Source organism: Brevundimonas guildfordensis, from assembly GCF_014836405.1.
GTDB classification, from domain to species: domain Bacteria; phylum Pseudomonadota; class Alphaproteobacteria; order Caulobacterales; family Caulobacteraceae; genus Brevundimonas; species Brevundimonas guildfordensis.
Genome location: NZ_JACSQU010000001.1, coordinates 1,609,304 through 1,622,301 on the forward strand (window position 1 = coordinate 1,609,304; position 12,998 = coordinate 1,622,301).

At 68.2% G+C, this 12,998-nt stretch carries 13 protein-coding genes; 8 read left to right on the plus strand and 5 right to left on the minus strand.

Annotated features, from left to right (window positions below; all coding sequences use genetic code 11):
• The first annotated feature begins 52 nt into the window (after positions 1-52).
• Positions 53-1,414, plus strand: a complete 1,362-nt coding sequence (locus H9656_RS07805) for a glutamate--cysteine ligase (RefSeq protein ID WP_191743586.1) — start codon at positions 53-55, stop codon at positions 1,412-1,414.
• On the opposite strand, the gene H9656_RS07810 is transcribed toward H9656_RS07805, so the two are convergent.
• The 3 genes from H9656_RS07810 to H9656_RS07820 form a co-directional block, all read right to left on the minus strand.
• Entirely contained in the window at positions 1,408-2,457 is a 1,050-nt protein-coding gene (locus H9656_RS07810) for a histone deacetylase family protein (protein WP_318240608.1), read from the minus strand. The genes H9656_RS07805 and H9656_RS07810 overlap by 7 nt on opposite strands.
• A 10-nt stretch (positions 2,458-2,467) precedes the next feature.
• The gene (locus H9656_RS07815; protein WP_191743587.1) at positions 2,468-3,259 is read right to left on the minus strand and encodes a TSUP family transporter; all 792 of its coding nucleotides are present in this window, start codon (positions 3,257-3,259) and stop codon (positions 2,468-2,470) included.
• Between the two features lie 83 nt (positions 3,260-3,342).
• Positions 3,343-3,705 (minus strand): hypothetical protein, encoded by a 363-nt coding sequence (locus H9656_RS07820; RefSeq protein WP_191743588.1) that lies wholly within the window; start codon positions 3,703-3,705, stop codon positions 3,343-3,345.
• A gap of 159 nt (positions 3,706-3,864) precedes the next feature.
• Between H9656_RS07820 and H9656_RS07825 the strand changes: the two genes are divergently transcribed.
• Complete coding sequence (locus H9656_RS07825; protein WP_191743589.1) at positions 3,865-4,644, plus strand: Clp protease/crotonase-like domain-containing protein; 780 nt, start codon at positions 3,865-3,867, stop codon at positions 4,642-4,644.
• A gap of 16 nt (positions 4,645-4,660) precedes the next feature.
• Here H9656_RS07825 and copM read toward each other — a convergent pair whose 3' ends face one another.
• Positions 4,661-5,752: a CopM family metallochaperone gene (copM, locus tag H9656_RS07830; RefSeq protein WP_191743590.1), complete on the minus strand. Its 1,092-nt coding sequence runs from the start codon at positions 5,750-5,752 to the stop codon at positions 4,661-4,663.
• Between the two features lie 57 nt (positions 5,753-5,809).
• Between copM and H9656_RS07835 the strand changes: the two genes are divergently transcribed.
• The 6 genes from H9656_RS07835 to H9656_RS07860 all read left to right on the plus strand — a co-directional run bounded on the left by H9656_RS07835 (position 5,810) and on the right by H9656_RS07860 (position 10,927).
• Positions 5,810-6,214, plus strand: a complete 405-nt coding sequence (locus H9656_RS07835) for a MerR family transcriptional regulator (protein WP_191743591.1) — start codon at positions 5,810-5,812, stop codon at positions 6,212-6,214.
• Between the two features lie 87 nt (positions 6,215-6,301).
• Positions 6,302-7,054, plus strand: coding sequence for a DUF72 domain-containing protein (locus H9656_RS07840; protein ID WP_191743592.1), 753 nt, complete (start codon positions 6,302-6,304; stop codon positions 7,052-7,054).
• 5 nt (positions 7,055-7,059) lie between these two features.
• Positions 7,060-8,130: an NAD(P)-dependent alcohol dehydrogenase gene (locus H9656_RS07845; RefSeq protein WP_225212270.1), complete on the plus strand. Its 1,071-nt coding sequence runs from the start codon at positions 7,060-7,062 to the stop codon at positions 8,128-8,130.
• A gap of 102 nt (positions 8,131-8,232) precedes the next feature.
• Positions 8,233-8,958, plus strand: coding sequence for an acetoacetyl-CoA reductase (phbB, locus tag H9656_RS07850; protein WP_191743593.1), 726 nt, complete (start codon positions 8,233-8,235; stop codon positions 8,956-8,958).
• A 90-nt stretch (positions 8,959-9,048) separates the two neighbouring features.
• Positions 9,049-9,852 (plus strand): DUF4908 domain-containing protein, encoded by an 804-nt coding sequence (locus tag H9656_RS07855; RefSeq protein WP_318240609.1) that lies wholly within the window; start codon positions 9,049-9,051, stop codon positions 9,850-9,852.
• A gap of 163 nt (positions 9,853-10,015) precedes the next feature.
• Positions 10,016-10,927 carry an isopenicillin N synthase family dioxygenase gene (locus H9656_RS07860; RefSeq protein ID WP_191743791.1) on the plus strand — a complete coding sequence of 304 codons (912 nt, stop codon included), beginning with the start codon at positions 10,016-10,018 and terminating at the stop codon, positions 10,925-10,927.
• An 85-nt stretch (positions 10,928-11,012) separates the two neighbouring features.
• On the opposite strand, the gene H9656_RS07865 is transcribed toward H9656_RS07860, so the two are convergent.
• Complete coding sequence (locus H9656_RS07865; protein ID WP_191743595.1) at positions 11,013-12,962, minus strand: TadE/TadG family type IV pilus assembly protein; 1,950 nt, start codon at positions 12,960-12,962, stop codon at positions 11,013-11,015.
• Positions 12,963-12,998: the final 36 nt, after the last annotated feature.

Sequence of the window (12,998 nt, forward strand, 5' to 3'; positions counted from 1 at the left end):
CTTGAGCCCGGCCGCTGGCTGGCCCATCTAGCCGCGACAGCAGAGGTTACAGATGTCCGACACGGCGCCCCTTTCCAGAGACCAGCTGATCCACGCCATGTCGAAGGGCGAGAAGCCCAAGGACCAATGGCGCATCGGCGCGGAGCACGAGAAGTTCGGCTTCGACAAGTCGACGCTGCGTCGCCCGGCCTATGAAGGCCCCGGCGGCATCAAGGCCATGCTGGACGGGCTGACCCGCTTCGGCTGGACGCCGGTGCTGGAGGGCGATCACGTCATCGCCCTGGAGCGCAAGAACGCCGAGGGCTTCAGCGCCTCGATCAGCCTGGAGCCGGGCGGTCAGTTCGAACTGTCGGGCGCCCCGCTGAAGGACATTCACGACATCTGCAACGAGACCGGCCAGCACCTGATGGAGGTCAAGCAGGTCGCGGACCAGCTGAACCTGGGCTTCCTGGGGCTGGGCTTCGACCCCCTGTGGCGGCGCGAGGACATCCCCGTCATGCCCAAGGGCCGCTATGACGTCATGCGCGCCTATATGCCCAAGAAGGGCAAGCTGGGCCTGGATATGATGCTGCGCACCTGCACCATTCAGGCCAACCTCGACTTCGACAGCGAAGCCGACATGGTCATGAAGTTCCGCACCTCGCTGGCGCTGCAGCCCATCGCCACCGCCCTGTTCGCCAACAGCCCCTTCACCGAGGGCAAGCCGAACGGCTTCGTCTCGGCGCGCGCCAACGTCTGGACCGACACGGACCCGGACCGCACCGGGATGCTGGGCTTCGTGTTCGAGGACGGCTTCGGCTATGAGCGCTATGCCGACTATGCGCTGGACGCGCCGATGTATTTCGCCAAGCGCGGCCAGACCTATGTCGACCTGTCGGGCCAGTCGTTCCGCGCCTTCATCGACGGCAAGCTGGACGCCTTGCCCGGCGATCGGGCCACGGTTCAGGACTGGGCCGACCACCTGACCACCCTGTTCCCGGAAGTGCGGCTGAAACAGTATCTGGAGATGCGCGGCGCCGACGGCGGGCCGTGGAGCCGCATCTGCGCCCTGCCCGCCCTGTGGGCCGGGATCCTGTACGACGCGCCGTCGCTGGCGGCGGCCTGGGACCTGTGCAAGGACTGGGACATCGCCGACCATGAGCGCCTGCGCCGCGACGTGACGCGGCTGGGCCTGAAGGCGGAAGTGGGCGGCCGCAGCGTGCGCGACATCGCCGTCGACATGGTCAACATCGCCAAACAGGGCCTGAAGAACCGCGCCCGCTTCTCAGGCGGCATGGTGGACGAGCGCGGCTACATCACCGAGCTGGAAGACATCGCCGACAGCGGCGTGACCTCGGCCGATCGCCTGCTGGAGCTCTACAACGGCGAATGGGCGGGCGACATCAGCCGGGTCTATCGCGACTTCGCCTACTGATCGAAGCCTGACAGGAAGCCGGCCACGTTGTCGCCGAGCGCGCCGACGGCGTAGCCGCCTTCCATGACGATCAGCGTCGGCCGCCCCAGGGCGGCGATGCGCTGCGCCAGGACCGGATAGTCCTCGGTGGTCAGCTTGAAGTGGGAGATGGGGTCCTGCTCCCAGGTGTCGGCGCCGAAGGAGATGACCAGCAGGCCCGGATCGAAGGCGTCGATCGCCGCCAGGGCCTGATCCAGCGCCGCCAGATAGGGCGCCGCCGTGGTGCCGCGCGGCAGCGGCAGGTTCAGCGTCGCGCCCTCGCCCGCCCCCTCGCCGCGCTCGTCGGCGTGACCCCAGTAGAAGGGGTATTCGGTGTTCGGGTCGCCATGGATCGAGGCGAAGAAGACCGAACCGTCCTCCCAGAAGATGTCCTGGGTGCCGTTGCCGTGGTGGTAGTCGACGTCGAGGACGGCGACCCGCTCAAGCCCGGCGTCGCGCGCCGCGCGGGCGGCGATGGCGGCGTTGTTCAGATAGCAGTAGCCGCCCATGTAGTCGGCCCCCGCGTGGTGGCCCGGCGGGCGACACAGGGCGAAGGTCGCGCGCTCGGTTCCGTCCAGCAGCGGCTGCAGCGCCGTCAGGGCCGTCTGCGCCGCCCAATAGGCCGCGTCCCAGGTCTGGGCGGTGATCGGCGTGCCGGCGTCGTAGGAGAAGCGGCCCAGCTGGGCGTCGATGCGATCCAGGTTCAGCGGGCGGCGCCGCACCACCGGCCAGGTGTAGCCGACGGCGTCGCCCTCGCGCCCCGCCGCCAGCCAGCGGGCGTAGGCCTGTTCGAGGAAGCCGAGGTATTCCGCCGTATGCACGCGGGCCAGCGGCTCCTTGCCGAAGTCGCGGGCCGGCGCCAAAGGCCCCAGGCGCTCGCGCAGCAGCTCGGCGCGCGATGGCGTCTCATTGTACGCAGTCCAGCCGCCGTTGTGCATCTCCAGCGCCGGCGCGTGCGCCAGCTGCCGCTCGTCGAACACCTTGAACATCGGCCCTCCCGCCTTGTCGTCCGGGGCGGACCCCACCAGAATCCGCCTAGAAAAGCCAGCCCGTGATGAGCGCCCGCAGAGGATTGGCCGGATCGGACAGCAGGCGCGCCGTCATCGCCAGGGAGATGACCACCAGCAGAGGCCGGATCAGGCGCGGCCCGAAGCGCATGGCGGCGTGCGAGCCCAGGCGCCCGCCGATGAACTGGCCCACCGCCATGATCCCGGCCAGCACCCAGACGATGTGGCCGCCGACCGCCAGAACGACGATGCCGACGACATTGCTCATCAGGTTCAGCGCCTTGGTGTGCGCCGTCGCCCGCGTCAGCCCCATGCCCAGCAGCATGACGAGGCTCAGCGCAAAGAAGGATCCCGTCCCCGGCCCGAAGAAGCCGTCGTAAAAGCCGATCCCGCCCGCCACGAAGGCGTAGGCCAGGGGCGTCAGCCGGGCGTGGGCGTCCTCGTCCGCCGCCTTGGGGCCGAGCAGGAAATAGAGCGCGATGCCGATCAGCAGCACCGGCAGAAGGATCATCAGCCAGCGCGTGTCCACCAGGGTCACGGCGAAGGCGCCCAGTCCCGACCCGACCGCGACCAGCGCCAGCGGCCAGCGGATCAGGCGGAAATCCACCCGGCCCTTGCGCCAGAAGTTCCACAGGGCGCTGGCCGTGCCGACGCTGCCCTGCACCTTGTTGGTGGCGATGGCGGCGACCGGGTTCAACCCCACCGACAGCAGGGCCGGCAGGGAGATCAGCCCGCCGCCCCCGGCGATGGCGTCGATGAAGCCGGCGATCACCGACGCGACGCCCAACAGGGCGATGATTTCAGGCGTCAGGTCGAACACGCGCGCAGCACTCCGGTCAGGCTGGCGCTATAGCCCCGCGCGCGGCGAACCGCCACGCTCGGCCGCGAAATGGGCGAGGCAGCTCAGGACCGGAGCGCAGCCCGGGCCTGACAGGCGCTGGCGACGCCTTCGCGGATGTCGCGATAGCCGGCGCGCTGGGCCAGTTCGGTCGCCTGGCCGCATTCATTGGCGGCGATCAGCTTGTCCAGTTCGTCGGCCAGCAGCCGGCGCTGATTGATCACGGCGGCCTCATAGTTCCGTTGGACGCGCTCGCGGCGCATGTCGTCGATCATGCGGCGATTATCCATGTCCTGAAAGCGCAACATGGTGGTGTCCGCCCGGTCGGCGCTGGGGCGGATGACCTGATGGTTGGATGGCGGCGCGGGCTGGGCCCCCGTCTGACCGCCAAACGCCGTAACGCCGTAGAACAGAACCGCCAACAACATGACCGACCTCCGTTTGTCGATCATCACTATGCACGAGTTGTCGGGGAGGCCAACCTCTTGACCACGGCGGTCGCGGCGCCGGGCCCTCATCTTTGGCTTGGACACGGACGCCTCGGCGGGCGCATGGTGGCGGCCTCGCAAGAAGGCTCCGGAGGGCCTGTGTCGTTCATCGCCGCCGTGACCTCCGCCATGATCGCCGTGATCGCCCCCCAGGCGGCGGCCTCGCCCGCATCGCCCGCCACGACGGAGATGTCAGCCGCGCCTGCGCGGCCCCAGTGGCTGTTGTCGCGCGAAGGATCGACCATCGTGTTTCGCGGGGCCTTGAACCCGGCCTCTGGCGCCGCACTGGCCCAGGCGCTGTCGGACGAGAGCGTCGAGGGTCTGGTGATCGACAGCGGCGGCGGCGATGAGAATGCGGCGCTGGATGCGGCCGAGGTCATCCTGGCGCGGCGCCTGCCGGTGACGGTGCGGGGCCAGTGCACGTCCGCCTGCGCCAACGCCATCTTCGCCGCCGGAGCGACGCGGACGATAGAGCGGGCGGGCTTCGTCAGCTTCCACCACTCCTCGCCGGTGATCGAGGCCAACTATCAAAAGCTGAACGAGGCCGTGCCTGACGAAATCGCTTTAGGCGCCCGGCGGCTGCGGGCCCTTTACGCCGCGCGGGGCGCCGACCCCGGCATTCTGGAGTGCGCCGCCGCCCAGATCGGGCTGTCGGACATTCAGACACAGGTGACCATCCCCGGCGAGACGACGCCGCGCGCGGCCTGGCTGTCGCGCCATTCGCTGTGGTTGCCGCATGAGGCGACGCTGCGTCGGTACGGCCTGGGCTTCACCCGCTGGGGGCGACCGCCCAGCCGCCGCGACGTGCTGGCCCGCCTGCGCCCGCCCAACCCGCGCGCAGTGGTCTTCGGCGGAGCGCAGGACTGCGTGTCGGGCTGAGCCGGCGCGCTGCGCCTTAGTGGTGCGCCGAGGCGCTATGCTTCGCCAGCCAGGCTCGCATCTGGGCGATTTCTCGCTCTTGGGCGGTGACCACCTCCTCGGCCAGCTGGCGCACCTCGGGATCGCGGCCGTGCTCCAGCGCGACCTCCGCCATGGCGACGGCGCCTTCGTGGTGCGGAATCATGCCGCGCATGAAGTCCACGTCGGCGTCGCCGGTGTAGGGCTGGTCCATGCCCGCCATCATCGCGTGATGGGCCGCCTGATAGGCTTCGGTCGAGGGCGCGCCGCTGGCGACGGCGACAGGGTGGGCAGCCATCGCCGAGGACGGCCCCTGGTGCGCGGCGGGAGCCCAGCCGAGCGCCGCCGCCGCCATCCAGACGGCCATGGCGATCATCATCAGATTTTCCAGCAGAGACACGAAGCCCAACGGCACCTTGCTGGCGCCGCCGACGCAGGCGCACTTCAGCTCGCGCTTGTCGATGTAGACGGCCTTGAAGACGGACACGGCGCCTATCCCGCCGATGAAGAGCGCGATGGGAACCGACAGCCAGGTGAGAACGCCCGCCACCATCAACACGCCGGCGAGCGCCTCGGCGAAGGGATAGATATAGCCGTAGGGGACCCACCGTTTCGCCAGCAGGTCATAGTTCAGGAACATGGTCGAGAAGGTCTCGACGTTCTGCAGCTTCAGCAGGGCGAGCACGACCATCGAAAAGCCGATGAACCACTCGGCGGCGCGCAGGGTGAAAGGGCTGCCCAACACCGCATGGCTGGCGCCCATCGCCATCAGGGCGGTGAGGCTGAACAGGACAATCACCGGCCAATAGCTGGTCGCGTCGGGATCGGCGACGGGCTTGCCGAGGAACCGGCGCAGGTCGTCGTAGCCGCCTACGCGCTGACCGTCGATGAAGGTCTGCGGCGTGGTCATGACGTCGTGCTCAGCCTTGAAGGCGTCCGTTTCCTCGCGCGTTTTCAGGAGACGGTCGTCGACCCTGTAACCTGACCGCCGCAGCAGGTCTTTCGCCTTGAGCCCGTAGGGGCAGGTGTGCTGCGCCGTCGCCATGCGGTACAGAACCGCAGTCTTCGCCGCGTTCGATGACTGGGTCATTGCCGATCTCTCTTTCGCTCCGTCGGAACAGGTCGGCGGGAATATAGGTGCCGTACCATGGTACAGAGTCAACAGCCTCGTCCGCTGACGATCGGCAAGCTGGCCGAGGCCGGCGGCGTCGGCGTGGAGACCGTGCGCTTCTATCAGCGCAAGGGACTGCTCAGGACGCCCGACAGGACCGGAGGCTTCCGCCACTACGGCGCCGACGACCTGCGACGGCTCCTGTTTATTCGCAGGGCCCAGACCGCCGGCTTCACCCTGGGCGAGATCGCGGAGCTTCTTGAACTGGACGCCAGCGAAGACCGCAGCCGCGTCCGCGCACTGGCCGAGGCGCGAGTGACGGCGCTGGACGCCCGCATCGCCGAGATGGAGCAGGCTCGAGATGCGCTCAGGCGGCTGGCCGTGGAATGTCGCGGTAGGGACGAAGGCCCCTGCCCTATCCTGAAGTCGTTCGACGTTTAGGTCCGCTTCGCGCCGCTGACAGCCGCCCTCCCGTAGCGGCCGCCGGTGATTTCTGCGATCAAGCGGCCTGCATCAGGAGGCTAGATCATGGCGGGATCCATCCATATCGGAGTCGGCGGCTGGACGTTCGAGCCGTGGCGGGGGGTCTTCTATCCCGAGGGGCTGGTGCAGAAGCGAGAGCTGGAGTTCGCCAGCCGGGCGCTGACCTCGATCGAGATCAACGGCACCTATTATTCGACCTTCAAGCCCGACAGCTGGATGAAGTGGCGCGACGAGACGCCCGACGGCTTCGTCTTCTCGGTCAAGGCCAGCCGCTATTGCACCAATCGAAAGGTGCTCTCGGACGGCGCCGAGAGCTTTGAGCGCTTTCTATCGCAGGGGCTGACCGTCCTGGGCGACAAGCTGGGGCCGATCAACTGGCAGTTCATGGGAACCAAGAAGTTCGATCCCGAGGACTTCGAAGGCTTCCTGAAGCTGCTGCCGCCGGAGAAGGACGGCGTACGGCTGCGCCACGCGCTGGAAGTGCGCAATCCGACCTTCGCCACCGAACAGTTCTATGATCTGGCCCGCAAATACGGCGCGGCCATCGTCTATGCGGTCGACGACGAGGAGCCGACCTGGCCGCAGATCGACGAGGCGACAGCGGACTTTACCTACGCCCGGCTGATGTCCAGCCGTGAGGACGAGCCGACAGGCATGACCTCGGGCGAACTGGACGCCGTGGCGAAACAGGCGCGCGGCTGGGCCGGGCGCGGCGACGTCTTCGCCTACTTCATCTCGGGGGCCAAGGTGCGGAACCCGGCGGCGGCCCAGGCGCTGATCGCCAAGTTGAAGGACTGACCGCCATGCCCATCGCCACACGCGCTTTCGCCGCAACCGCAGCCGACCAGCCGCTGAGCCCCTATAGCCTCGAGCGGCGCGATCCGGGGCCGGACGACGTGGCGATCGAGATCAGATACTGCGGCGTCTGCCACTCGGACCTGCATGTGGCCAAGAACGAGCTGGGCGGGACGCGCTATCCCATCGTGCCGGGTCATGAGATCGCCGGGGTGGTGACGGCGGTTGGCGCCAACGTCACGCGCTTCAAGGCCGGCGACCGCGTCGGCGTCGGCTGCATGGTCGACAGCTGCCGCACCTGCTCGGCCTGCCGCGAGGGGCTGGAGCAGTATTGCGAGCCGGGCATGACCCAGACCTACGGTTCGTCCGATCCCAAGGGCGCCGAGGTCGGCCAGACCATCACCCAGGGCGGCTATTCGGATCGCATCACGGTCGATCAGGCCTTCGTGCTGCGCATTCCCGACAGCCTGCCGCTGGATGCGGCGGCGCCGCTGCTCTGCGCGGGCGTGACCATCTGGTCGCCGCTGAAGACCTGGGGCGTGGGGCCGGGGTCCAAGGTGGCGGTGATCGGCCTGGGGGGCCTGGGCCATATGGCGGTCAAGCTGGCCGCCGCCCTGGGCGCCGAGGTGACGGTGCTGTCGACCTCGGATCGCAAGAAGGCCGACGCCGAGCGGATGGGCGCCCGCCACTTCCTGATCAACTCGGACGCGGACGCAATGAAAGCGGCGGCCGAACAGTTCGACCTGATCATCAACACCGTCTCGGCCACGCACGAGATCGCCAGCCACGTCAATCTGCTGGCGCGCGACGGGACCATGGTCATGCTGGGGCTGTCGACGGAGGGACTGCCGGTCTTCGCCAGACCCCTGCTGTGGCGGCGCCGACGCATCGCCGGCTCGCTGATCGGCGGGATCCGCGAGACGCAGGAGATGCTCGACTTCTGCGCGGAACACGGGATCGTGTGCGATATTGAAGTGATCGCCCCCGACCAGATCAACCAGGCTTATGAACGGATGGAGCGGTCGGACGTGCGCTATCGCTTCGTCATCGACATGGGCCGCTTGGCCGCGACGGCTTAGCCCCGTCTTCTCGTTCGACGCGCGCCGCGCTAAGGCTGGCGTCCAAGGGAGGCGGACGGCGTCGCGCCCGCGATGGCCGCCGCACAGGATCAGGGAGACGTCATGACGCGTACCGCATTCGTCACCGGGGGCACCCGGGGCATCGGCAAGGCGATCGTTCAGCGACTGAAGGAAGACGGCCTGCAGGTCGCGGCCGGCTATTCCGGCAACACCGAGGCCGCAGAGGCCACCGCCCGCGAGCTGGGCGTCATGGTGGTGAAGGGCAACGTCGGCTCGTTCGAGGACTGCGAACGGGCGGTCAAGGAGGTCGAGGCGCAGCTGGGCCCGATCGACGTGCTGGTCAACAACGCCGGCATCACCCGCGACGGCTTCTTCCACAAGATGAGCGCCGACCAGTGGTCCGACGTGATCCGGGTCAACATGGACAGCGTGTTCAACATGACGCGCCAGGTCATCAACGGCATGCGCGACCGGGGCTTCGGCCGCATCGTCAACATCTCCTCGATCAACGGCCAGAAGGGCCAGATCGGCCAGACCAACTATTCCGCCGCCAAGGCCGGGATGATCGGCTTCACCAAGGCGCTGGCGCTCGAAAACGCCCGCAAGGGCGTGACCGTCAACTGCATCGCGCCGGGCTATATCGACACCGAAATGGTCGGGGCCATGGACCAGAAGGTGCTGGACGCCATCGTGGCCCAGATTCCGGTCGGCCGCCTGGGCAAGGGCGAAGAGATCGCCGACATGGTGTCCTGGCTGTCGGGCGAGCGTGCCGGATATGTCACAGGGTGCACCCTGTCGCTCAATGGCGGGCAGTACCTGGTTGGTTAAGCCGCGTTCGCCCAAAATCCGCCGTTCGGGCATACCACCTCTGAAGGCATGAGGTCTGCGGTCCAAGCCGTGGCGGAGAAACCGCCTGCCGTGATCCTCGCGACGCATCGCGCCGCGGGGCCTGCGGGCCTGCGCGCCTGGCGCCGCGCCAGCGCGACGGCGGGCCTGGCCTTGGCTCTGGCCTGCGGCGTCGCCGCTCCCGAGGCCGCAGCCCAGATCCGCTCCAACGCCCAGGCGGAGCACAGCCGGGCGATCCGCGATCAGTCCGTCACCCGCACCACGCCGCCGCCAGGCCGCTATGTCTCCGAGGCGGGCCAGGGCTTCGTCCTGGACCAGGCCGGGTCGCTGACCCTGCTGCGGTTCGAGCGCTCGACCGAGACCTGGGCCCTGCGCCCGTCCTCGGCGCCGCGCGGCGACACCATCTACCGCAACGACGCCGGCGATCAGGTGCTGCGCGTCACGGCGGGCGGCGGCATCACCGTCTATACGACGCGGACGCCGGGCGGCTCGCCGGTGTCGCTGGCCGGGCCGCCGGTCAGCCTGGCCCCGCCGTCGCTGGGGCCGGTGCAGATGTTCAACCTGATGGCGCGCCGCAGCGGACTGGTCTCCGAGGCCATGGGGCGGCTGGTGCGGATCAACCTGGACGGCCAGGAATCCGAGGCCCTGTGCATCGAGGCGCTGATCGTCACCACCGACGCGGTGGTCCGCATCGCCCGCTCGCCCAGCGCCCGCCCCTTCCTGGACCGGCTGCGCAGCATCACCATCGTCGAAGGGCAGCGCTCGTCGGTGACCTATTCCGGCGGCGACCTGCGCGTGGTGGTCGATCCGCGCCGGGGCATCGCCGGGCGGCCGTCCTCGGCCCGCGTCATTCGCGCGGTGATCCCGCAGGACTGACCTGGGACCAAAGGCCCAACCTCGCCATCTGCCCTTTCGCCGCCATTGGGCGTATGAGGGCGGCCATATTCACCATCACAGAGGCTGATTTACAGTGACCTCTTCCCTCACCGCCGTCTCCGCCGAGGATCAGGCCAAGACCCGCGCCATCGTCCCGGTGTCGATGAAGGGCTATGACGCCGACTTCCAGGCCTTCTCCGACGCCCTGGGCGCCTCGTTTTCCCGCTACGGCTTCGCGGTCATCGCTGACCACGGCCTGGACCAAGGCCTGATCGACGCCGCGGTGAACGACGCCAAGGCCTTCTTCGCCCTGCCTGAGGAGGTGAAGCGCCAGTATCACCAGCCGGGCACCGGCGGGGCGCGCGGCCTGACCCCGTTCGGCGTCGAGGCGGCCAAGGGCGCCAAGGCGGTCGACCTGAAAGAGTTCTGGCACACCGGCCGCGAACTGCCGGACGACCACCCCTATCGCCAATACATGCGCGACAACGTCTGGCCGACCGAGATCGAAGGCTTCCGCCAGCACGTCTATGGCCTGTACGAAGGTCTGGACGAACTGGGTCGCCGCATCCTGAAGGCCATCGCCCGCTATCTGAAGCTGGATGACGCCTATTTCGAGGACAAGGTCCAGCTGGGCAACAGCGTGCTGCGCCTGCTGCACTATCCGCCGATCCCGGCCGACGCCGAGGGCGTGCGCGCGGGCGCCCATGAAGACATCAACGTCATCACCCTGCTGCTGGGCGCCGAAGAGGCGGGCCTGCAGCTGAAGGACTCGGACGGCGAGTGGCTGGACATCGCCCCGCCGCCGGGCGCCCTGGTGGTCAACATCGGCGACATGCTGCAGCGGCTGGTCAACCACGTCCTGCCGTCGACGACGCACCGCGTGGTCAATCCGGCCCCCGAGCGTCGCGGCTTCGCCCGCTATTCGACGCCCTTCTTCCTGCACTTCAATCCGGACTTCCCGATCGAAACCCTGCCCTCGACGGTCACGGCGGAAAACCCGGACCGCTATGCGGGCAAGACCATCCTGGCCGAAGACTTCCTGACCGAGCGGTTGAAGGAGATCCGCCTGATCTGACCGGGCGGAACCATCGAAACGACGAAGGGCCGGCGGAGCGATCCGCCGGCCCTTTTTGTTGGCCCCCCCTGCCTTGCGAGGCCCCCTAGCGGGCGATGCGCAGGCGGGTGATGTCGCGGCCGATGGCGCGGAAGGCTTCCTTCAGATCGGCGCCGCTGTTGGCTTCGAAGAAGTGGGTTCGCTCACTGGTGGCGCACTGGCGCATCACGTCCAGGGCGCTGTCGACGACGTTCGGCTTGCCGGTGTCGCTGCCCAGGTCGAAGCCGACGGTATAGACGACCACACCCCTGGCCTGCATGGCCCGGCACAACTCGACCGACTGAATGAAGGGGTCGCCGTTGGACGAGTTCAGGTTGATGTGGCTGCTCAGGGAGCCGCTGCCTGATCCCGCGTCCAGACCGATGACGCCGTCGCGGAAGGGGGTGTTGAACTCACCGTCAGTCATGAGAATGGCCACCTTCAGCGTATCCGAAGGCGCGTATTCGCCGGGTTGTCCCGCCCCGTCGAACAGCGAGGCGAAGTTGGGCGACAGCATATACCAGGCCCAGGCGATGCCGATCTGGCCCGCCGTGGAGCCGCTTTTGCGCAACTGGTCGATCCTCGCCTTCAGGGTGCTGGCGCTGGCCGTCAGCGGGGTGATCGCGGCGCTTGGGCAGGCGTTGCCCGCGTCCAGGTAGCTGCGGCCGACATAGGCGGTGGACGGCCGCGCCTCTGTATAGCGCTCGGCCCCGACGCGCTCGCTGACGCAGGTGCTGGAGGGGAGGACGTTGACGTAGCCGTCTGCTGTCGGGAACACGCGCCATTGGGCGCCGTCGCGGCCGTTCAAGAGCTGGCCGCCGCTGGAATAGGAAGCGCCGCCCTTGACCGTGCTGACGAGGCCAAGACTGCGCGACGTGTCCAGAACCATTTGCGAGCCGCTGACGCTGGCCACGCGGAAGCCCGCCTCGTTCAACTGGGCCAGGCCGCCCATGCTGGTCAGGCGGACATGGTCGTTCACCGACAGGCCGTGACTTCCGACCGTGAGCGTCAGCCCGCAGTCGTTGCGCACGCACTTGGCGATATAGGCCGATTTCGACGTGCTGGAGGACGTCCCGACATAGCTGGACGCGGCGCCGGACGATGACAGCGTCCTGAGCTGGAACTGACTGCTGGAAGTCCTCACGACCTCATAGGGCACGCCGTTCAGGCCTGCGATGTCCTCGACATGCCACAGCACCACCCGATCGCCGCTACTGAAGCCGTGGCCGCTGGAGGTGAAGGTGGCCGTAGAACTGCGGGAAATGCTCGAAATGGTGCGTACCGTGCCGCTCACCCAGGAGGCGGCCGTGACGGAACGGGTCGTGCTGTCCAGCGGGCCGCGCGCCTGCGCCGCCAGCGACCCGACGTTCACCCCCGCCGCATAGGGCACCAGCGCCACCTTGGAGTAGAAGGGCGTCTGCTGATCCTGGACCACGATGTCGATCAGATCCTTGGCCGCCGCCTGCAGGTCCTGAAGCTTGGACGTCGGCGGGCAGTTGCGCGTGCAGTTGTCCATCGACCCGGTGATGTCCAGCGCCATCGCCACCTCGACGTTGCGGGAGGCGCGCAGGACTTCCGAGCGGCTGCCGACCGGCAGATAGTCGTCCAGCAGCTTGCCGTAGGGCGGCAGGAAGACGTTGGCGACCAGCACCTTCACATTGACGCGCGCCTCGCCGGTGACGCGGTTGTCAGCCAGGACGAAGGTCGCGGTGTCGTCAGAGTCCGTCTGGAAATAGCGCGGCATATTGGCCTTCAGCGCCGCCATGCCGACCCGGTTGATGTTGGCGTTGTCGCTGTAGATCGATCGGGCCGCGGCCAGGGCGGCGGCGTCCAGCGCATCCTGAAGCTCGGCCTTGACCTTGGACGCCTGATGCAGGTCGACGGCGCCCAGGGTGATCATCATCAGGATCGGCAAGGCGACCGCGAACATCAGGGCGACGTTGCCCTGGGTCTGGCGCGCCAGGCGGCGGACGAAGAGGCGCAGGCCCCGTCCTGCTCGTTTCAGACCGTGTTTCACCGTGAAATCCCGCCGTGCCGCGCGCGGACGCAGGGT